The following is a 20,679-nucleotide window of genomic DNA, read 5'->3' as shown; positions in this document are numbered from 1 at the left end:
AATGTTTTAAACTTATTCTTTGTCAGCGTTCAATAAAATAGATAACGTGCTTTCAAGTTCTTCTTTACGAACTTCAACCATTTCACCTGTTTTTTTGATTTTGACTTCGACAACACCATCAACTGCTTTCTTACCAACAGTGATTCGAATCGGACAACCAATCAAATCAGCATCCGCAAATTTTACACCTGCACGTTCATTCCGGTCATCTACTAACACTTCATAACCAGCAACAGACATCATTTCTTCCACTTCTTGAGCTAGTTTTATTTGATATTCATCTTTTATGTTCATTTGAACAACATGTAAATCAAATGGTGAAATACCAGCTGGCCAATTAATGCCATTTTCATCGATATTTTGTTCTACGATTGCTGAAAGGAGGCGGCTTACGCCGATTCCATAGCAACCCATGATTACATGCTTTTCTCTACCATTCTCATCTAAAACGGTCGCACCCATTGATTCACTATAGCGCGTACCAAGTTTGAAGATATGACCGATCTCAATTCCCTTGGTAAATTCTAAAACACCATTGCCATCCGGTGACGGGTCACCCTCTTGTACAAATCTCAAGTCTTCATAACTGATCGGTGTAAAATCACGTCCTGGATTAACATTGCTTAGATGGAAACCAATTTCATTCGCCCCGGTAATTGCATTTGCCAAATCTTGGACATGAAGATCTGCAAATAATTTCACATCTTCTGATAAGTCGACTGGTCCAACTGAACCAAAATCAGCACCTAAATACTTACGTGCATCTTCATCCGTTGCTTCTTCCAAGAAATCAACGCCTAAGAAGTTTTTCAACTTCACGTCGTTTACTTCGTGATCACCACGAACTAGTACTAAAACTGGCTCTTCGTCAGCCATAAACAAAACAGATTTAATGATACGTTGTGGCTCAACATTGAAAAATGCTGCAACTTGTTCGATTGAACCAACATCTGGAGTTGCTACTTTTTCAATATCCAATTGTGTTTCGTGTGATTTTTTAGGTGTGTATAGGCTAGTTGCCATTTCTAAGTTTGCAGCATAATCACCCTCAGTTGAGAAACAAATTGTATCTTCACCAATATCAGAGATTGCCATAAATTCTTTAGAATCTTTCCCACCCATAGCACCACCATCACCAATGATAGCTCTAAAATCTAGACCACAGCGTTCAAAAATAGCTGAATAGGCTTTTTCATAATCACGATACGATTGATCTAAACTTTCTTCATCCGCGTGGAAAGAATACCCATCTTTCATAATAAACTCTCTACCTCTTAGCAAACCAAAACGCGGACGCTTTTCATCACGGTATTTTGTTTGAATTTGGTATAAATTCAATGGTAGACGTTTATAAGAATTTACCTCATCACGAATCAATTCAGTAAAGGTCTCTTCATGAGTTGGTCCAAGAATGTAATCACGATCATTGCGGTCTTTTAAACGATAAAGGTTTGGCCCATATGTTTCATAACGCCCAGACTCTTTCCATAATTCTGCAGGAAGTAACGCTGGCATCAACATTTCAATTGCGTCGATCTTATCGAATTCTTCTCGCATGATTTTCTTTAATTTTTCTAGTACTCGATTTGCTAATGGTAAATAAGAGTAAATCCCTGCTGAGACTTGGCGAATATAACCTGCTCTCAACAACATTTGATGACTTAAAACCTCTGCATCATTTGGTACCTCTCGTAAAGTTGGGATTAACATTTTTGATTGTTTCATTAGAACTCTCCTTTGTTTAAACGAATTATTAAATCTCCTCAAGTGATTCGTTATAAAATACAATTAGTAATTTAAAAGAAAAAACGTTGAATATCATTCCATGTCACTAACACCATCAATAACATAATGAACCCAAAACCGATCAGTGTTAGTAGACCTTCTTTTTCTTGACTTAAAGGCTTACCTCTAAGACCTTCTAAAATATTCAAAACGATCTTACCGCCATCCAAGGCTGGAATTGGCAGCAAATTAATGATCCCAAGATTGACTGATAGCATAGCCATTAACCATATCACAGTATTTAATCCTGCTTTTGACGCTTCTGAAGACATCTGGAACATCATTACTGGACCACCCAATTTATCCAAACTGAATCCGGTAAATAATGATTTAAGAGCTTTGAAAATCTGCATAGAACTGCTTAGTGTCGTTTGAACACCACCAACCAATTTATCTGCTAACCCAGTTTTTTTAGGAGGCAAGATACCGATAACGCCAATTTCCTGTTTACCAGATTTTTGACTTTTAGGTGTTATATCTACCTCTCTAGTTTTCCCACCTGATTCTACCATCAGATTCAATTCTTTTTCTGGACTATCTTGAATAATCTTTGTGAAGTCTTCCCAATCGTTAACTGATTTGCCGTCAATGGATACGATTCTATCATCTGCTTTTAAGCTAGCTTTTTCTGCTGGGCTATCTGGTTGGATACCACCGATTAGATTTGTATTTGTGTAAGTTACTCCACCTTGCATAAAAACATAGAGGGTAAACAAGACAAATGCTAGAATAAAATTATTCATCGGACCCGCAAAATTTGTTAACATCCGTTGCCAAAGCTTCGCTGATTGAAACTGCACATCAATAGGTGCGATTCTAACTTCTGTTCCATCTTGTTCAATAATGGTCGCATCATGATTGACTTTATACGTAACTTCTTCAGACTCATTGCCATTGACATAGCCTTTAATAAATAATTCTTTTTCCAAATCTGCTTCCAACATTTCCATTGGAACACTATTTGTCAATTGTACTTTTTTACTTGTATTGATTTTTACGACTTCTTCCTGTTCATTCAACTCGACAGAAAGAGTCATACCGGGGGCAAGCTCCGTTTCATCTTCTCCCATACCAGCCATACGAACATAACCACCAATTGGTAAAATCCGAATCGTATAAGCAGTTCCGTCTTTTCCTTGATGAGCAAAAATCTTTGGTCCCATGCCAATCGCAAATTCACGTACTAATATACCTGAACGCTTTGCGAAGAAAAAATGGCCAAATTCATGCACTAAGACAAGAATCCCAAAGACAATAATAAATGTAATGATTGTTTTCATAACCGACCTTCTTCCTTTATCCATCTTTCTACAATAATTCTTGTTTGTTTATCGATCGCGATCACTTCTTCCAAAGTGACTTCGGTAGTTTCCTTGTAATTTTCAACTGCTCTTTGAACCAATTGTTCAATTTGTAAATATGAAATTTTTCCATCAATGAATGACGTTGCAGCAATTTCATTTGCTGCATTGTAAACAGTAGGATAGGCGCCACCTTTTTTCCCTACGGTATATGCTAATGCTAACATTGGGAAACGGTCAAAATCCATCGTTTCAAAATTCAGCTGACTAATCTGCGTCAAATCAAATGATTTCTCATCTTTAATTGGTAGACGATCTGGATAAGTCAACGCATATTGAATCGGTTCTCGCATATCACTAGGTCCCAATTGTGCTAAGTATGCACCATCAGTTAAAACGATCATCGAATGAACAATACTTTCTTTATGTAAAACAACTTTTATTTTATCATAATCTGTACCAAATAACCAATGGGCTTCAATAACTTCTAACCCTTTATTCATCATTGTTGCTGAATCTATTGTAATTTTTTTACCCATTGACCAGTTTGGATGTTTCAATGCTTGCTCCAAGGTCACATATTTCAGCTCTTCTCGAGTCAACTCTCTAAAACTGCCTCCTGAAGCTGTGACCACTAACTCTTTTACATTCTCTTTTTTTTGCCCTTCTAGACATTGAAATATTGCGGAATGCTCACTATCGACAGGTAATATACTGACATTATGTTTTTCTGCTGCTTCCATAACCCACTGGCCTGCCATAACCAATGTTTCTTTGTTAGCTAAAGCAATATCTTTCCCTAATACTATGGCCGCCATTGTAGGGGCTAACCCGACACTTCCAGAAACAGCTGTTAATACAACCTCTGCCTCTGCCAAAGTAGCAGCTTTTACTAAGCCTTCTTCGCCTACCCCAAATTCTACTTTAGGGAAACGCTTAGCTAGTTTTATTTTCATTGATTCTGATCCCACACCTACGTATTGTGGCTGTAATTGTTCGATCACTTCTACCCCTTTTTCATAATTCGAATGAAACGTCAATGATACAACTTGAAATAACTCGGGATATGCTGTAACCACAGCCACTGTGCTTGAACCGATAGAACCGGTAGCACCTAACAACGCGATTTTTTTCATAGTAAAAAGAAAAACCCTGATCATTCAGAGTTTTTCACCTTCCCTTCTTGTTTAGAAATTAAAATAGTCCGAATAAATGCATGATTGGAAAAACAAAAAGTAAGCTGTCAAAACGGTCTAATATCCCACCATGTCCTGGTAAGATATTACCAGAATCTTTTACGTCATAGTGACGTTTGATAGACGATTCAACTAAATCACCAAATTGACCAACAATTGAGAAAACGACGGTTATCAGTAGCATAATTGGTAAATTGTAAACAAATAATTCTTTATTAGGCGTCAATGTTAAGAATAAAAATGACACGACTACGGCACTAAGGATTCCTCCTAATGAGCCTTCAATCGTTTTATTAGGTGAAACTTCTGGCCATAATTTTCTTTTGCCAAATCTTTTTCCGATGAAATAAGCACCGATATCTGTTGACCAAACAACAAATAATGCATACAGTAAAACAACAAAACCAGTATGTCTAGCGCTCACAAAATTTTGAAAACCAACCCCAACATATAGACTTGTAATGACTGGAAACCCAGCTTGGGAAATGGTATACATATTTTTTGAAGCAACTAAGCCACCAAGTAATATCATGACCGTTAGATAAAATAAAATAAAATTATCTGCCTTTTCCGGTAAAAAGAAAAACCAACGATCTTTCGGTAAAACTAAAAATACTGCTCCTAAAGCTGAAAGAACTCCTTCAAAACTGGCAATTTCCAAGCCCTTCATTCTAAATAGCTCATAAACTCCAACAACTGCCAAGAGTGCAGCTGCTAATTCGATCACAAATTCTCCATACCAAATGATCGGTATAAAAACAACTAATGCTACGGCTGCTGTAATAACGCGCTGTCTCATTTTTATTCCTCCTCTGATTCTTTTAAACCACCAAATCGGCGATTTCTATTTTGAAATGATGCTAGAGCACTTTCTAATAATTCACTATTAAAATCCGGCCACAATGCATCGGTAAAAAACAATTCGCTATAGGCAATCTGCCAAAGTAAAAAATTGCTGATTCGTTCTTCCCCACTAGTTCGAATCAATAATTCTGGATCTCTTAAATCTTCTGGTAAAAAACCCGTCATCAAGTGATCGGCAATAGTCGTTTCCGTAATATCTTCCGCAGAAAGTTCGCTATTTGCCGCTTTTTCAGCAATTTCTTTTATCGCTGTGACAATTTCAGCTCGTGAACCATAATTTAAAGCAAAATTCAAAACCATACCTGTGTTGTCTTTTGTCTGTTCAATTGCACGTTCCACAGCATCTTGCGTGTGCTCTGGCAAAAACTCTTTGTACCCCATTACGTGTACTTTTACATTTTCTTTAATCAAATCAGGGACAAAAGTATCGAAAAAGTCTACAGGTAACTGCATTAAAAAGCTTACTTCATCTGTTGGTCGTTTCCAATTTTCAGTCGAAAATGCATATAAAGTCAGAACCTTGATGCCTAATTTACTAGCATGCTTCGTAATTTTTTTGACAGTGTTCATTCCTTCTTTATGTCCAGCAACTCTCGGCAACCGCCGATTTTGCGCCCAACGTCCATTGCCATCCATAATGACAGCGACATGCTTTGGAATTGGTCCTTCATTGTTAAAAGTAAATTTGCTCTCTGCTTGTATGTATTTATTTTTTTGCGGAAAAAAACGTAACATATTTTTCCCTCCATTTCAAAAATCTGTCTAGACTATTATAGCAATATCTTTAAGAAAAACCTATGCAAATGAAAAAATTTCGACATTATTTAATCATTTTATAGCTAAATTACGTTAATTCCTCTATATATTAAGCTTAATAGGATTAAAAAATTGCTCTCTTACCCCTTTTTTTACCTTAAAAACAAAAAAAGAGAGACTGAGGCATAACTCATCGAGTTACACACCAGTCTCAAAAAATCCGAATAAATAGTGGAAATAGAAGAAATTCTTTTGGAAATTAACCGTTCTGCCTCAACCTCTTAGTAAAAAGTAGCTCTTTTTACTAACTCTGATCATCAAATCACTCTTCTTTTTCAGATGGTTTGTTTTCTTCAGGCTTTAGATTCCCCTTACTAATTCCGATTTGAACAACCGAGTTACTCGGAACAAATTCATTATATTGACTCATATTAACAACAGTTCCTTTTGTTACCGTTGAATCTACATAATAAACTTGATAAGTAATATTAGCGCCCTTCGATTGATATTCGTCATAGAAAATCTTTTGTAGATCTCCTTCTAAGGTATTGTCGCGTAAATCTTTAATGTACGGTTTTCCAAATGAATAAACTACCTGGATTACTGGTTTTTCATCTTTTTCCGTATATTTCTTCCCGACTTCTACGGATTGGCTAATAAATCGACCATAGGGAACATCGTCATTGAATACTTGCTTCACTTGCACTTGTAACCCGTTGGCCTTCGCTTCTGCTTCTTCTGCTGTATATTGTGAAAAGTCAGGGACTACTAAAGCTTTACCTGTTGAAACAGTGATCGACATTGTTTCTTTTTTAGCAATTTTCGTGTCTTTTCCAATGCTTTGCGAAATGATTTTTCCGTTCTCAACAGTGTCTGAATCCGACTCTTCTACTTTTAGTGTAATCTCATTTTTCTTTGCCCATTCTGTAGCTTCTTCTTTTGTTTTACTAGCAAAATCAGGTACTGAGATGTCCTTTTCAAAAACTTCTTTTCCTTTAGAAAAATATATTTTTGCTTTGTCTTTCCGTTTGTAATTTTCAGCTTTTACATCTTTATTCGTTATTTCAAATTTTATAAAGTCACCCGCTGGCACTGTATCACTATATTCTTCAATAATTGCAATATTATCAGCTTTCTGCTCACTTATCCAACTTTTCGCATCTTTAAGTTTCATTGGTTTAAAGTCTGGCAATGATACGGATTCCTCCGGATCAGCCCCTAAACTAGCATCAACAACTAACTCTTTGCCTTTTTTAATGTTCTTATTTTTCACAGTCTGGTGAATGATTACATTTGCTTCTTTGTTAAAGTCATATTTTTGCTCTACTTGAAGTTTCACACCATTTTCTGCTGTCCATTCACGAACTTCAGATAGCTCTTTTCCTTCAAAGTCCGGGACTTTTACGTGTGTCATTTGATAATATCCAAAGTATAATAATGAAACTGCTACTAAACTCCCCAAGCCGATATAGATGAACTTTTTGATTTTTTTCTTTTTGTATGTTGGATCTGTTTCGATCACTTCTTCTGGGTTCTTCGATTGATTCACTGGTATTGTAGTAGGCAACTCACTTGCTACTTTCTTTGACTCATTTTTTGGTTCGTATTTTTTCTTTTTAGAGCGTTTTTTTGTATAAATCAACTCTTCTGGATTCTCTGTTTTAGTTTCTACATTAGAATTGCTTACCGTTGTTTGGGTAGCTTTTAACATATTTTCTGGACTATTTTGAGGTCCCAAAGAAACCTGAGAAGTACTTTCCACTTGCTCCTCAATCTGTTTTTCTCTACTTGACGGCATTTTGACTGACCTTGATTTTTTTGTTGAGTCAGGCTTGCTCATTTTATCTTTTTGCTTATTCTTTTCTTGACGGGTCTTTTCATAGTTATCCCCGCTGAAATTTGATAGAAAATCACTCATACTTTTTTAACACACCTTTTTTCAGGTAATAGGTCTCATCAGATTGCTCAGCGATATCATTCGAGTGCGTCACAACAATAACACATTTATTATGCACTTTTGCAAGATTTTGAAAGATATCGACAATCTCTTGTTCCATTCCTTCATCTAAATTACCAGTTGGTTCATCCGCTAAAATAACATCAACGTTTGTTGCTAGTGCTCGTGCGATTGCAACACGTTGTTGTTCGCCACCTGAAAGCTGATTTACAAGACGATCAGCCTTTTCACTCGTGATACCGATATAATCCAAAAGATTATAGGCCACTTCTTTTTGGTTAGGCGGCAGCTCATTATCAGTGATGGACATTGCTACCAATACATTTTCTAATGCAGTTAGATAAGGGACTAAGTTATAACTCTGAAAAATAATACTAATTTCATCACGGCGATATTTCTCATAACCAATCGTTTTAATATCTTTTCCATTCAACAGAACTTGGCCTTCTTTTGGCGTGTCCAAAGCACTGATCAAAGAAAGAAATGTTGTTTTCCCCGAACCAGATTGACCTAAAATGGTATAAAACTTTCCTTGATCAAAGGAAACACTGGTATCTTTTAAAATAAAACGACGCTGATCGCCATCTTGATAAAAATAACTAAGATTCTTTGTTTCTAAAATTGCCATTTCCCTTACCTCCTACATCATAATTTTCTTTGGATTCAAGCGAACAATGTACAACAATGGTAAGATCGCTGCTAACAACACTGTGCCTAAGCCAACGACTAAATAAGTGACAATATAACCTAATGAGAATTTCACTTCATAAGCATTCATGATGTCGTCAGTTGTAAGTTCTGTTGAGCCTAACCCGTCAAATCCCATAAACATATTCATTTGATCATTTGCGCTGTTTAAAATATCACTGTTCAGTAATGATTCTGAAACCATTTTGCCTAAGAAATTACCAGTAATCAATGAAAGAATCAATGCAATTCCACTTATGATCAGCATTTCTATCATAATCTGTCCCATCACATGGCTTCGTTTATCTCCTAACGATAGGTAAATTCCTAATTCATGTTTGCGATCACGCATAAATAATAATACAACAAGAGAAATGATCAATAATGTCGCTATAACAGCAATCATAACAACATAACCTGAAATTTGTGACATTTTCTTCATACTTCCACCAATTTGTTCGTATTGGTCAGTTGAAGCTTTCACTGTATATAGTTTCGGTAACAAAGGCTGTGTCTCTTCTTTAAACGCCTCTACATCATCTGGACTATTTAATACATAGACAGGTGTATAATATTCTTCTTGGTTTTCATCTGATAAAAAAGGACTGTTAGGATCAGCTTTTTTCAATTTTTCCAAATAGTCTTTATTGATCTCCAATACTGTTTTATTTGGTAAATAAACCGTATTGAGTTGTTGCAATGACATAAATTGTTGATTCATGTTTTGCTCATCATTTTTCTTATTTTCTTTGTCTTTCATTTCTACTGTTGTAGGTTCAAAAATCCCTATGATTTCGATAGGAATATCTATTTTAAATATTTCCTTTTCTTCACCAGACTCAGTGTAATCAAAGGCTCTACTGTCCATGACCATTTGATCACCGATTGATAGTCCATTTTCTTCTGCAACTTTAGAAGAAATTAATCCAACATTTTTGCCATTATCAATATCTTCTTGAGTGAACACTTTTCCCTCAACTAATTTAATGTTTTTTTCTTCAACGTCTAATATTTTAGGATAATTTGATCCTTTTAATGTAACGCCCTCCATCATTCCGCCAGATTGCTCTGAATCTAATGAAGCACTTTTTAGATTTTTTGTCTGTATCATTGTTACAGCGTTGTAATCGTAGTATTTTACATAAGGAGAATCACCTATTTTTTTCATTAAATCTACTTTAAGTTGCTCAATTTTAAGATCTTCTTTTGCAAATTCATCTTGATTGTTTTCGTAATCAAGTTGAATAGTAGCCGTACCACCTAATTGTTTTTTGACACTTTTTTCAACATTTTGCGTAGATTGCTGAATCGCAATTGATCCTGCGATTACATTGCCCAATACAAATATCACTGCAAATAAAATGAGTGACTTCCCTTTTTTTCTAGTGACACTACATAATGCACGTTTGATAAAATTCACTTTCTCATCTCCCTTTAAGAAAAATATAACTAGTACTATTATTCCATAACGCCCAAGGTTTAACAAGGTGTTTTTTCATACACACGCTTAAACTTACAATTTCTATAGATTATAATTTTATAATTAAATGTTTTATATAATTAAAATAACACTTTTCTTAAATTAAACAAAAAAACAACAAGAAATCTCGCTAGTTAAAGTCCGATTTTTTGTTGTTTTATTTAAATCTAATGTAATTAAACTTCTAAAAGCTCTTTTTCTTTTTCTGAAGTGATAGTATCAATATTTTTCACGCTATCATCTGTTAATTTTTGAGCTTCTTTTTCTAAATTACGTAGCTCATCCTCAGTGATATCATTACTTTTTTGTTGTTTTTTCAACTCATCGATAGCGTCACGACGAATATTGCGAACAGCAATTTTAGCATTTTCAGCAGCTTTTTTCACATCTTTTGCTAATTCTTTACGACGTTCTTCCGTTAGTTGCGGAATTACTAAGCGAATCACAGTACCATCATTTGTTGGGCTGATTCCGATATCGCTAGCTTGAATTGCTTTTTCGATATCTTCAAGTGAATTTTTGTCAAAAGGTGTAATCATTAAAACACGTGCTTCTGGGATGTTGATCCCTGCAAGTTGGTTAACTGGTGTAAGCGCCCCGTAATAATCTACTTGAATACGATCAAGAAGACTTGCATTGGCACGTCCTGCACGAATTTGTCCTAATTCACGTTGTAAACTCTGTTCTGCTTTACTCATTTTTTCTTTTGCTGTTGCTAATACAGTTCCACTCATTTTTTATTTCCCCCTTACGGTTGTTCCAATATTTTCACCTAGACAAGCACGGCGAATATTACCTGTTTCATTTAAATTGAAAACCACTAATGGAATATCATTATCCATACTTAGTGAACTTGCTGTTGAATCCATTACTTGTAATCCTTTTGAAATGACATCTAAATGGGTCAATTCTTCAAATTTGACTGCATTTGCATCTAATTTAGGATCCGCAGAATATACCCCATCAACATTGTTCTTAGCCATTAAAATCACATCTGCATCAATTTCTGCTGCTCGCAAAGCTGCAGTTGTGTCCGTTGAGAAATATGGATTTCCCGTTCCACCAGCAAAAATAACGATACGGCCTTTTTCTAAGTGACGTTCTGCACGTCGTCGAATGTATGGTTCTGCAATTTGACGCATCTCAATAGAAGTTTGAACACGTGTTGGAACGCCTAAGTTTTCTAAAGTGTCTTGTAGAGCTAAAGCATTCATCACTGTTGCAAGCATTCCCATATAATCAGCTTGAGCACGTTCCATACCCATTTGTGCACCAATTTGTCCACGCCAGATATTTCCACCGCCAACAACGATCGCCATTTCAATTCCTAGTTCATGAACTTCTTTGATTTCTTCTACAATCTCTTTGATTGTTGGAGGTTTAATTCCAAACCCTTCTTCTCCGGCCAAAGCTTCACCACTTAACTTTAATACAACGCGTTGATATTTAGGTTTTACCATTTTTGATTTCCCTCCACCATTTGTCTAAGAACATTTTAACATACTCTGGGTATTCTGCCAGACTATTTCTTTTGATTTGCCTAAAAAAAGGGAGCGCATATCAATGCGTTCCCAACTGTTACATAAGTAACAGATTTATTTTTTGATTTGGCTCATTACTTCATCCGCAAAGTTATCTTCACGTTTTTCGATTCCTTCGCCAACTTCAAAGCGGATAAATGATTTAACTGATGCGCCTTTAGATGCTACATATTTTTCAACTGTCATATCTGGATCTTTAACAAATGGTTGATCCACTAATGAAATTTCAGCTTTAAATTTGTTTAGGCGGCCAACAACCATTTTATCAACGATATTAGCTGGTTTGCCTTCGTTTAAAGCTTGCTCAGAAAGAATTGCTTTTTCATGTTCTAATTCTTCTTGTGGAATTTGAGATTCGTTTACGTAACGTGGGTTGATAGCGGCTACGTGCATTGCAACGTCTTTCGCCACTTCTTCGTCAGTTGTTCCTTCTAATACTGTCAATACGGCAATACGTCCACCCATGTGTAAATAAGCACCAAAGGCAGCATTGTCATCTTTTTCTACTAATTCAAAACGACGGAAGCTGATCTTTTCTCCGATAACAGTTGTTGCTTCGATCAATTCAGTTTCTAAAGTACCTTTATCTGTTTTAAGAGCTAAAGCTTCTTCCATGTTTGCTGGTTTGTTAGTAGCAATCTCAGTAGCGATTTTCTTAACTAAATCTTGGAACATTTCGTTTTTAGAAACGAAGTCAGTTTCAGAGTTTACTTCAACGATTGCTGCAAAGTTTCCGTTTGAAGCAACGTTAGCTAAACCTTCAGCTGCAACTCGGTCATTTTTCTTAGCTGCTTTAGCCATACCTTTTTCGCGTAGGTAATCAACAGCTGCTTCCATGTTGCCTTCTACTTCTACTAATGCTCTTTTTGCATCCATCATACCGACACCAGTCATGTCGCGTAGTTCTTTAACTAATTTTGCTGAAATATCTGCCATTTTTTTGTTCCTCCTAAGTTTTAAAAGCGTAGTGGGCTCGTCCAACTCCGACTGAAAAATAGGAAAATATATTTGTGACGTTTTTTGTCGCAAGTATATTTTATCTTTTTTCTGAGGAGCTAGCACACGAAGCTAGATAATTAATCATAAAATTTGTTTTAAAAAAGCTATCTCAAAGGAGAATCAGGCTTTTTTTCGCCTAGCCTTCGAGACAGCTCCGTTATTTTAAATTATTCTGCTGAATCGTTGCTGCCTTCAACAACATCAACGATTTCTTCGATTGAAGTTGCTGCTTCTGGTACTTCTTCAACAAAGATTTCTTCAACAGCTTGATCTTCACCTTGGTTTCCTTCGATGAAAGCATCAGCCATTTTAGCAGTGATCAATTTAACCGCACGAATTGCATCATCATTTGATGGAATTACTACATCGATTTCATCTGGATCACAGTTTGTATCAACCATCGCAACGATTGGGATGTTCAATTTTTGTGCTTCTTGAACAGCAATACGCTCTTTACGAGGGTCAACGATGTACATTACATCTGGAATTCTAGGCATATCTTGGATACCGCCTAAGAATTTTTCAAGACGTTCACGTTGTTTGTTTAAACCAACAACTTCTTTTTTAGGAAGAACTTCGAATGTTCCGTCTTCTTCCATTTTATTGATATCTTTCAAACGTTTGATACGTTTTTGGATAGTATCCCAGTTAGTTAAAGTTCCACCTAACCAACGGTGATTAACAAAGTATTGACCTGAACGAATCGCTTCGTCTTTGATCGCTTCTTGTGCTTGTTTTTTAGTTCCTACGAATAATGCAACGCCACCGTCTTCAGCAACATTTTTCATGTAATCGTAAGCAGCATCTACTAATTTAACTGTTTTTTGTAAGTCAATGATGTAGATTCCGTTTCTTTCTGTGAAGATGTATTTCTTCATTTTTGGGTTCCAGCGACGAGTTTGGTGTCCAAAGTGTACGCCGGCTTCTAGTAATTGTTTCATAGAAATTACTGCCATGGGTTGTTTCCTCCAATTTGGTTTTTATTTGTTCCCTCTTTCCAGTTTTAAGCTCCCTTGTGGACTATATTTCTATAGCACCTCACAAAAAATATACTGAAAATGTGGATTTGATGTATTTTCCAGAAATCCTGAAAAATAACACCTTTGTTATTATACAACAGAACTTTTACAATTTCAACAAGTTTTCTATCTATTCTATAAAGTTTGATACTGAAAATTCTAGTAGGATGCTTCTTTAACCATCTAGGCTTTATTTTTCTTCAGAAAATTTTAGTTGTCACAGCCTACTAAATATTATTAAACGTTCTTAGCCTAGTATTAAATCAAGCTATTTAAATTGTCAAAGTTGATTATTTCTTTAGTTAAAATTAGACTGAAAAAAAAATATACTCTGCGTACTTTGTTTGAATATTATTGCACACTCACTCAGATAGATGATACATTAAAATCCCAGCGGCAATCGCTACATTCAGCGATTCTGCAGATCCTTTAATTGGAATATAAATATTTTGGTCTGTCATCTCTAAAAACTCTGGTGAGACACCTTTTCCTTCGTTTCCCATAATTAATGCATAATCATTGGCCCTAACTATTGTCTTATACGAAACTGCCTCTGGATTTAGTTCCGTTCCATAAACTGGAATTTGCTTTTTTTTAAATTCATCAATAATTGCAGCTAATGGTTTCCGTATAACAGGCAAGTGGTAGTTACTTCCCTGCATCGCCCGAAGCACTTTGGTATTATAAATATCTGAACTTCCGTCACCTAAAACTACACCTGAAAGACCCGCAGCATCTGCTGTCCGAATCATCGTGCCTACATTGCCGGGATCCTGCACGTTATCTAATAGTAACCAACTTCCTGAAAACTGTATATTGTTCTCATATTTTGGCATCTCAACAATGGCAATCATCCCTTGAGGTGTTGGCAATTCCGAAAGAGCCGCCAAGACTTCATCAGATACATTGATAACTATTTCCTCTGGCTGTTGCTCTAGCCAAACAGACCATTCAATTTTTCCACGTTGATTGCAAAGTATCCAGTTGATTTGTTCATTTGCTTTAACTGCTTCTTCAATCAAATGAAATCCTTCGATAATATACTGTTTTTTTTCTTCCCTATACTTTTTCTTATGTAATTTTTTGAATTCCTTGATCATTACATTTTTTGTCGATAAAATTTCTTTCATTTCTACACCTCACCTTGTTATTATAGCATGATTTTTTTAATCAGACAGTCACGACTTACTTGCCAGAAGCTAAAAAAATCGATATCATGGATTTAATTAAAAGCGAGGTGGTCATCAATGAGAAAAGTTCGCATGAATGTACAAGGAAGAGTTCAAGGTGTTGGTTTTCGCTATATGACTAAAATGGTTGCGGATGAACTAGGAATTTGTGGAACGGTAAAAAATGAAGACGACGGTTCCGTTTCGATTGAATCTTTAGGTGAGGATGATTCTATGTCCAAATTCATCAAAAAAATCAAAGATTCTCCTAGCCCTGCGGGTCGTGTGACTTACGTAGACATTCAAGAAGACCCTTTGATTGAAGACTATACAAACTTCAAAGTGACAAACTGATTTAAAACAAGAAGAATCTTACTCAGCCTTGAGACGGATTCTTCTATTTTTTATTGAAAAAAAACGCTTTTTCAAGTATAGTTAACCTTGTGCAAATTTTTTAGAAAAGGACAGAATAAAATGAGAAAATTAAATAAGTGGCTACTGAGCTCTGGTCTATTTACTTTAGTACTATTTTTATCAGGATGTGTAAAGACAGGATCAGATGGTCAACCAACTGGTGAAGGGATCATCTATAATTTATTAGTGAAACCTATGAGCAGTGCCATTACATATCTTGTTGATAACTTCAATTGGAATTATGGCTGGGCAATCATTTTTATCACGATCATTGTTCGACTGATCATTATGCCACTGGGCTTGAACCAATCGAAAAAAAGCATGATTCAAACGGAAAAAATGCAAGCGATCAAGCCTCAAATTGATGCAGTTCAAGCAAAAGTCAAAGAAGCAACAACTCGTGAAGAACAAATGCAAGCACAAGCTGAAATGCAACAAGTCTACAAAGAAAATAATATGAGTATGATGGGTGGCATCGGCTGTCTACCGTTATTGATTCAAATGCCAATCTTCTCTGCTTTATTTTTTGCTGCACGTTATACAAAAGGAATCGGCGATGCCTCGTTTTTCGGTGTCAATCTTGGACAACCAAGTATTATATTTGTTGTTTTAGCAGGTGTAGCCTATTTACTTCAAGGGTATCTTTCTACGATCGGTATTCCAGAAGAACAAAAGAAAACAATGAAATCAATGCTGATCGTATCACCATTAATGATCGTATTCATGTCAATCAGCTCTCCAGCTGGCGTAACCTTGTATTGGGTTGTTGGTGGGATTTTCAGCAGTATCCAAACATTGATCACAAATAAATTCTTAAAACCAAGGATTAAGGCTCAAGTAGCAGAGGAATTAAAACAAAATCCACCTAAACAAGTCGTTACACCTCGTAAAGATGTAACGCCAACAGCAGAAAAATCTATGCCAAAAGCATCAGTTCAAAAAAATGCTTCTAACAAAGGAAGAAATGCTGGGAAACAAAATAGAAAGTAACATAAAAATAAGAAGCATGCAAACTTCACTTTGCATGGCTTTTTATTTTTATGGTTTGTTTGTTGAAATTCCGAAAATAAAGAGATCTACCACTTGAGCAATGCTCAACGCTGAACTATTTTGTTCTGTTTTTATATAAGGAGAAAGCGTATTAAGAAAATGCGCAGCTGCAACCTCAGATGATACGCCCATACGTAGTGAGAAATCACTTTCTTCAAATAGACTTAACAATGGTGCCTTATAAGACTGATTCCAGAGTGAAAATAATTTTACTTGGGTCTTTGTGGTCAACTTCGTTCTAAAATCATGCATCATCAAATCAAAATCGAAAGGATGTTGTGTTTTCAAACACTCCGCAAACTTTTGTAACTTACTAATTGTTTCAAGTTCTTGGTTGTCCACAATTTTAAGCAATTCCTCGTTTACATCATGTAATAAACTTTCGATCACTCCGACATAAACCGCTTCTTTATTTTTAAAATGATGGTATAAATTTGGCTGTGTCACTTCAGCCAACTGTGCGATTTGTCTTGTTGAAGTACTTTGATACCCATTATCCATGAACAGCCTTGTTGCGACTTGGATGATTTTAGCTCTTGTATTTGTCGTTTCGTTATCCATTTGCTTAGCCACCTATAGTTGATTTCATTATTATTTTAACAGAAGCAGACCAAGAAACCTATACTAGACGACACTCTTTTTTCTTTTAAAGAATAAAACCATTTCATAGATACAGATAATTGCCAAAATAACAAGGCAAATACTAACTGTCGTAATAATAACCGGGTAAGCACCATTCCAGCCATCTGCAGCTTGATGTTTGTTTAAAATCCCGTAATAAGCCCACAAAGTCGCTAAACCATAGGCGATATCATGATTACGAATAATTGTTATGCTAATAATCATTAAACCTATAATCAGTATGATGACCGTCCACAATACTTGATTATTTTGAAGAAACTTACTATTCTTATCTACTAAAAAGGCTGTTATATTTGCAATAGTTGCAATTGTGATCCAGCCAAAATAAACACTGAATGGTAATCTCAAAAATATCAAATCTTTTTTAGTCAATGCTGCATTTGCTAACATACGATTCATGTAAATCAACACAATCAGCAACGCCAACATGATCACAACTGACAAATCAATATAAAGATACTGCCACGCCACTAACCAAACACTATTCAATATAGAAGAAACGATAAATAAATTTCTTAATTTTCTGCCGTTTTTCTGATCAGCTAAAATTGAGCGCTCTGCTGGTTTAAACCATTGATAAATAACAAATCCCCCAAGTAACAAATAAATCACTGACCAAATAGCAAACGTTAAACCTGCTGGTGCGAACAAATTAGGATAAGAATCAGAAACTTCTTTTGTTGTCATCCCATTTAGAGGCAATAAAACAGCCGCTGCATTTGTGCCAAGCATTACAACATAAATGATGGTTACTAGTAATTTTGACCATAAAGATTGAGTTGTATTCATCTTAATCTCCCCTTCATAATCCTTTTTTCCCAATAAACGGAATAAATTTAGGCGTTTTTTCTGCATAAGCAATAAAATCAGGGCGATCTTTGTATTTCTTTTCAAGCAAAGGAACACCCGATACAAATAAAAGCAACAATGTAATCGTCACAGGTCCTATAATTCCCCAGATATTTCGTGTCTCATTCAAACTTATAAGAAAAATCCCCCACCAACTTAATGCTTCACCAAAATAATTAGGGTGTCTTGTCGTTGACCACAAACCTGTTGTTAAAAGCTTTCCATGATTATCATTAGTCTTTTTAAATTTCGTCAATTGATAATCACCAATCGTTTCATATCCAAATCCAATCAGCCAAATCAAAATTCCTATGCCATTCCACCAATAAAAAGTATTGACTGAACTAGTCATTACAAAAAGAATCGGCATTGAAACAACAAGCAACAGTACACCTTGTAAGATAAAAACATTTAGATATGCTTTTAATTTTGCCCAATGTTTGCCCCAACGTTTCCGCATATTCACATAACGATAATCTTCCGGTTTGCCAATATTTCGTTTAGCTAAATGGAAAAACAAACGAAGCCCCCAAATAGTCACTAATACAAGAATAACTGTACTGACCGTTGTTTTTTCAGGCATAACTAGATAGCCTGTAACAGCCACGAGAACAAACCCAATACCCCAAGCTAAATCAACGATAGAATTATTGTGAAGATATTGTGCTAGAAAAAATAACGCTGTAAAGTATACAAATAATACGCAACTAATCATCCAGATAATCATCTTGAATCCGTCCCTTCTCCTAATTCAACTGCTACAGCCACACTGCCTTGGCCGGCGCTCATCGCTATAACAGTTGAAATATCAATAATATAACTTGGTTGAAACCCAAGTTGTTCTACTAATTTATCTTTCCATAATAAAGCTCTTTTTTCTGAATCTGCATGAACGACAGCATAACGCTGTATCCTGTTTTTTTTATGCATTTTTTTTAGGTGCTGAACAATTTTTCGTTCGTTTCCTTCTAAACTAAAGGCAAAATTGCTCAGCTTTCCTTCCCCATCTTGGTTGAGGCTAACAATAGGCTTCAAATTAACTTTCTTTGCTATTTTCCCAACAGATTGAGGAATTCTTCCAGATTCTATCATGGGATTTAACTCATCAACGCTAACTAAGATTTTAAATTGGTTCCTTCTACTTCTAATTTTCCTTACTAACTCTTCAAAGCCTATTCCAGATTGAATCCATTCATTCGCCCTCATGATCAATAATCCTTGTGCGGCAGAATTTAGTTTAGAGTCAATAACTTCAATTTTAGTATTTGCCGCTCTTCTATGTTTTGCAGCTTCTTTCACAGTATGATATGTCCCGCTTAATTTTCCAGCAACGGTAATAACTAAAATCGACTCATATCTCGTTTCTAAAAATGAAAAAAGATTTTCTACAGTTTTTAATGTTGGTTGAGAACTAGTCGCTCGTTCGTTTTGTTTTTTAGTTAACTCAAAAAGCCGATTACTTTGGATCGTTATTTTGTCGATGTAGCTAGTCTTGTCAATCAATATGTTCATTGGTAGAACATGGATCTGGTTATTTAGCACATAATCCGCAGGTAAATCAGCGATCGAATCTGTCACTAAGGCAATTGGTGCCTTTTTTCGTGTATTTACTTCATATTGTAACAACATGTCATCTGCTTTTTGTTGAATCGGCTGACCTACAGCACTTAAATAGTTCAAAACTTGATCAGGGTGGTTAGAATGAATATGAATTCTAGCTTTCCCACGGTTCACAGCGATAATCAATGAATCCCCAAGCATACTTAATTTTTCTTGGATATCTTCTTTTGTTTGTGTCACCTGATCCAATAAAATTTCGGTACAATAACGATAGTTTGGCTCTGACGTATTTTCATGAAGTGACTCGGAAATGTCAATTTTTACAGAATGATTTGAACCAATTATTGATCTAGCCACTGCTTGTTTCGTTACAAAAGCTTGCGTGAAACCTTCAATGAACAAATAAAAGCCTTTCGCACCTGCGTCGACAACTTGATTTTTTTGTAATATCTTTAATTGTTTCGTTGTATTCTCCAGCGCTTGTCTAGCTTCCATAAGAGCATGTGGTAACATTTTTTCTAAACTATTCATTTGTTCACTTTCGTTAAGCGCTTCGGCCCACGATCGAATGACAGTGATGATTGTTCCTTCAACGGGGTTTTCAATTGCCTGATAGGCTTCACTGATTGCTAACTTTACACTCTTAATAAAGCTCTTAACAGAATTTTTTTCTTCCTGCAGCAATAGATTAGTATAAATACCATTGAAATATTGGGCAAAAATGATACCCGAATTTCCTCTAGCGCCTAACAAAGAAGCCTCAGCAATATTTTCAAATACATCAATGACTGAAGTTGACTCACTTTTGGATTCCTCAAGTATCGTCTCCATCAATGAAGCCAGATTACTTCCAGTATCTCCATCTGATACAGGAAAAACATTGATTTGATTCAACTCTTGCTTCTCATTTATCAGTTGAATGGCTCCTTGTTGAAATGCAAACTGCAACTCTTTGTAATCAATAGATTGACTCCTCATACATACCTCACCTCCAATTAAAATGCTGTGCAATAAAGACAGTAATACCACAAGTTGTTGCAGTAACAAAACCACCCCATATTAAATCAATAACTGTTACGAGTGATGACCAATCTTTAATCGTAGCGAGATTTGTTAAATCATACGTCCCATAGCATAACACGCCAAGAAAAGCGCCTGCTGAAATGGCATATAGAAGATTATCTTTTTCAATTGCAGGATAAACAACGAAAAATAGGATTCCAACCAGATATAATGCATAAAAAACGACTGCTGGAATAATTTTAGTCGGTCCTAGCAAGTCTCCTATATGATCTTGATACATTTTTTTTGCAATCAATAGTAACCAGATAAAATCCAACACAAGAAACGTAAAAGCCGCAATGCTAAATAATTTCATAAAGTGATTCATTTTATTTCCTCCTAATACAA

20 protein-coding genes are annotated in these 20,679 nt (G+C 35.6%); 2 read left to right on the top strand and 18 right to left on the bottom strand.

Annotated elements, in window-relative coordinates; genetic code table 11:
* Nucleotides 1-12: 12 nt before the first annotated feature.
* From AC4BB7_RS08300 to AC4BB7_RS08240, 13 genes are all read right to left on the bottom strand, one after another.
* Entirely contained in the window at nt 13-1,725 is a 1,713-nt protein-coding gene (locus AC4BB7_RS08300) for a proline--tRNA ligase (RefSeq protein ID WP_490485034.1), read from the bottom strand.
* Nucleotides 1,726-1,796: 71 nt separating this feature from the next.
* Nucleotides 1,797-3,065: an RIP metalloprotease RseP gene (gene rseP / locus AC4BB7_RS08295; protein ID WP_086312943.1), complete on the bottom strand. Its 1,269-nt coding sequence runs from the start codon at nt 3,063-3,065 to the stop codon at nt 1,797-1,799.
* Complete coding sequence (locus tag AC4BB7_RS08290) at nt 3,062-4,246, bottom strand: 1-deoxy-D-xylulose-5-phosphate reductoisomerase (RefSeq protein ID WP_490485033.1); 1,185 nt, start codon at nt 4,244-4,246, stop codon at nt 3,062-3,064. The genes rseP and AC4BB7_RS08290 overlap by 4 nt, the downstream gene beginning before the upstream one ends.
* A 34-nt stretch (nt 4,247-4,280) precedes the next feature.
* Nucleotides 4,281-5,081 carry a phosphatidate cytidylyltransferase gene (locus tag AC4BB7_RS08285; protein WP_086312941.1) on the bottom strand — a complete coding sequence of 267 codons (801 nt, stop codon included), beginning with the start codon at nt 5,079-5,081 and terminating at the stop codon, nt 4,281-4,283.
* A 2-nt stretch (nt 5,082-5,083) separates the two neighbouring features.
* Complete coding sequence (gene uppS, locus AC4BB7_RS08280; RefSeq protein WP_490485032.1) at nt 5,084-5,881, bottom strand: undecaprenyl pyrophosphate synthase; 798 nt, start codon at nt 5,879-5,881, stop codon at nt 5,084-5,086.
* Between the two features lie 343 nt (nt 5,882-6,224).
* The gene (locus AC4BB7_RS08275; protein WP_490485031.1) at nt 6,225-7,820 is read right to left on the bottom strand and encodes a PASTA domain-containing protein; all 1,596 of its coding nucleotides are present in this window, start codon (nt 7,818-7,820) and stop codon (nt 6,225-6,227) included.
* On the bottom strand, nt 7,813-8,487 hold the full coding sequence (locus AC4BB7_RS08270; RefSeq protein ID WP_086312938.1) for an ABC transporter ATP-binding protein: 675 nt from the start codon (nt 8,485-8,487) through the stop codon (nt 7,813-7,815). Before AC4BB7_RS08270 ends, AC4BB7_RS08275 begins: the two co-directional genes overlap by 8 nt.
* Nucleotides 8,488-8,499: 12 nt before the next feature.
* A complete protein-coding gene (locus AC4BB7_RS08265; protein ID WP_086312937.1) occupies nt 8,500-9,966 on the bottom strand; it encodes an ABC transporter permease in 1,467 nt (488 codons plus the stop codon).
* 236 nt (nt 9,967-10,202) lie between these two features.
* On the bottom strand, nt 10,203-10,760 hold the full coding sequence (gene frr / locus AC4BB7_RS08260) for a ribosome recycling factor (protein WP_071877310.1): 558 nt from the start codon (nt 10,758-10,760) through the stop codon (nt 10,203-10,205).
* A 3-nt stretch (nt 10,761-10,763) separates the two neighbouring features.
* Nucleotides 10,764-11,486, bottom strand: a complete 723-nt coding sequence (gene pyrH, locus AC4BB7_RS08255; protein ID WP_010761216.1) for a UMP kinase — start codon at nt 11,484-11,486, stop codon at nt 10,764-10,766.
* Nucleotides 11,487-11,621: 135 nt separating this feature from the next.
* Nucleotides 11,622-12,503 carry a translation elongation factor Ts gene (gene tsf / locus AC4BB7_RS08250; RefSeq protein ID WP_086312936.1) on the bottom strand — a complete coding sequence of 294 codons (882 nt, stop codon included), beginning with the start codon at nt 12,501-12,503 and terminating at the stop codon, nt 11,622-11,624.
* 230 nt (nt 12,504-12,733) lie between these two features.
* A complete protein-coding gene (gene rpsB / locus AC4BB7_RS08245; RefSeq protein WP_490485030.1) occupies nt 12,734-13,522 on the bottom strand; it encodes a 30S ribosomal protein S2 in 789 nt (262 codons plus the stop codon).
* A gap of 425 nt (nt 13,523-13,947) precedes the next feature.
* Nucleotides 13,948-14,715: a TrmH family RNA methyltransferase gene (locus AC4BB7_RS08240; RefSeq protein ID WP_490485029.1), complete on the bottom strand. Its 768-nt coding sequence runs from the start codon at nt 14,713-14,715 to the stop codon at nt 13,948-13,950.
* Nucleotides 14,716-14,832: 117 nt separating this feature from the next.
* Here AC4BB7_RS08240 and AC4BB7_RS08235 point away from each other — a divergent pair, with 117 nt between their 5' ends.
* Nucleotides 14,833-15,108 carry an acylphosphatase gene (locus tag AC4BB7_RS08235; RefSeq protein WP_490485028.1) on the top strand — a complete coding sequence of 92 codons (276 nt, stop codon included), beginning with the start codon at nt 14,833-14,835 and terminating at the stop codon, nt 15,106-15,108.
* A 120-nt stretch (nt 15,109-15,228) separates the two neighbouring features.
* On the top strand, nt 15,229-16,158 hold the full coding sequence (gene yidC, locus AC4BB7_RS08230; RefSeq protein WP_086312933.1) for a membrane protein insertase YidC: 930 nt from the start codon (nt 15,229-15,231) through the stop codon (nt 16,156-16,158).
* 48 nt (nt 16,159-16,206) lie between these two features.
* On the opposite strand, the gene AC4BB7_RS08225 is transcribed toward yidC, so the two are convergent.
* The 5 genes from AC4BB7_RS08225 to AC4BB7_RS08205 form a co-directional block, all read right to left on the bottom strand.
* Nucleotides 16,207-16,779 carry a TetR/AcrR family transcriptional regulator gene (locus AC4BB7_RS08225; protein WP_086312932.1) on the bottom strand — a complete coding sequence of 191 codons (573 nt, stop codon included), beginning with the start codon at nt 16,777-16,779 and terminating at the stop codon, nt 16,207-16,209.
* Nucleotides 16,780-16,842: 63 nt separating this feature from the next.
* Nucleotides 16,843-17,649 carry a TspO-related membrane protein gene (locus AC4BB7_RS08220; protein WP_490485027.1) on the bottom strand — a complete coding sequence of 269 codons (807 nt, stop codon included), beginning with the start codon at nt 17,647-17,649 and terminating at the stop codon, nt 16,843-16,845.
* Nucleotides 17,650-17,662: 13 nt separating this feature from the next.
* The gene (locus AC4BB7_RS08215; RefSeq protein ID WP_490485026.1) at nt 17,663-18,436 is read right to left on the bottom strand and encodes a DUF1295 domain-containing protein; all 774 of its coding nucleotides are present in this window, start codon (nt 18,434-18,436) and stop codon (nt 17,663-17,665) included.
* Nucleotides 18,433-20,247 (bottom strand): DegV family protein, encoded by a 1,815-nt coding sequence (locus tag AC4BB7_RS08210; RefSeq protein WP_490485025.1) that lies wholly within the window; start codon nt 20,245-20,247, stop codon nt 18,433-18,435. Before AC4BB7_RS08210 ends, AC4BB7_RS08215 begins: the two co-directional genes overlap by 4 nt.
* 7 nt (nt 20,248-20,254) lie before the next feature.
* Nucleotides 20,255-20,659, bottom strand: coding sequence for a DUF2177 family protein (locus tag AC4BB7_RS08205; RefSeq protein ID WP_490485024.1), 405 nt, complete (start codon nt 20,657-20,659; stop codon nt 20,255-20,257).
* Between the last annotated feature and the right edge of the window lie 20 nt (nt 20,660-20,679).

The sequence above is a fragment of the Enterococcus sp. AAFC-DPL-5182 genome, assembly GCF_058216605.1.
The sequence above is the reverse complement of the archived record's forward strand: the minus strand, read 5'-3'. Positions and strand labels throughout refer to the sequence as shown.

Bases quoted from the DNA above. Each gene is read 5' to 3' on its own strand.
- rseP (WP_086312943.1), bottom strand. From the start codon at position 3,065: ATGAAAACAATCATTACATTTATTATTGTCTTTGGGATTCTTGTCTTA.
- uppS (WP_490485032.1), bottom strand. From the start codon at position 5,881: ATGTTACGTTTTTTTCCGCAAAAAAATAAATACATACAAGCAGAGAGC.
- frr (WP_071877310.1), bottom strand. From the start codon at position 10,760: ATGAGTGGAACTGTATTAGCAACAGCAAAAGAAAAAATGAGTAAAGCA.
- rpsB (WP_490485030.1), bottom strand. From the start codon at position 13,522: ATGGCAGTAATTTCTATGAAACAATTACTAGAAGCCGGCGTACACTTT.
- yidC (WP_086312933.1), top strand. From the start codon at position 15,229: ATGAGAAAATTAAATAAGTGGCTACTGAGCTCTGGTCTATTTACTTTA.
- AC4BB7_RS08285 (WP_086312941.1), bottom strand. From the start codon at position 5,081: ATGAGACAGCGCGTTATTACAGCAGCCGTAGCATTAGTTGTTTTTATA.
- AC4BB7_RS08225 (WP_086312932.1), bottom strand. From the start codon at position 16,779: ATGGATAACGAAACGACAAATACAAGAGCTAAAATCATCCAAGTCGCA.
- AC4BB7_RS08300 (WP_490485034.1), bottom strand. From the start codon at position 1,725: ATGAAACAATCAAAAATGTTAATCCCAACTTTACGAGAGGTACCAAAT.
- AC4BB7_RS08205 (WP_490485024.1), bottom strand. From the start codon at position 20,659: ATGAATCACTTTATGAAATTATTTAGCATTGCGGCTTTTACGTTTCTT.
- AC4BB7_RS08220 (WP_490485027.1), bottom strand. From the start codon at position 17,649: ATGAATACAACTCAATCTTTATGGTCAAAATTACTAGTAACCATCATT.
- tsf (WP_086312936.1), bottom strand. From the start codon at position 12,503: ATGGCAGATATTTCAGCAAAATTAGTTAAAGAACTACGCGACATGACT.
- pyrH (WP_010761216.1), bottom strand. From the start codon at position 11,486: ATGGTAAAACCTAAATATCAACGCGTTGTATTAAAGTTAAGTGGTGAA.
- AC4BB7_RS08240 (WP_490485029.1), bottom strand. From the start codon at position 14,715: ATGAAAGAAATTTTATCGACAAAAAATGTAATGATCAAGGAATTCAAA.
- AC4BB7_RS08235 (WP_490485028.1), top strand. From the start codon at position 14,833: ATGAGAAAAGTTCGCATGAATGTACAAGGAAGAGTTCAAGGTGTTGGT.
- AC4BB7_RS08275 (WP_490485031.1), bottom strand. From the start codon at position 7,820: ATGAGTGATTTTCTATCAAATTTCAGCGGGGATAACTATGAAAAGACC.
- AC4BB7_RS08290 (WP_490485033.1), bottom strand. From the start codon at position 4,246: ATGATCAGGGTTTTTCTTTTTACTATGAAAAAAATCGCGTTGTTAGGT.
- AC4BB7_RS08215 (WP_490485026.1), bottom strand. From the start codon at position 18,436: ATGATTATCTGGATGATTAGTTGCGTATTATTTGTATACTTTACAGCG.
- AC4BB7_RS08270 (WP_086312938.1), bottom strand. From the start codon at position 8,487: ATGGCAATTTTAGAAACAAAGAATCTTAGTTATTTTTATCAAGATGGC.
- AC4BB7_RS08210 (WP_490485025.1), bottom strand. From the start codon at position 20,247: ATGAGGAGTCAATCTATTGATTACAAAGAGTTGCAGTTTGCATTTCAA.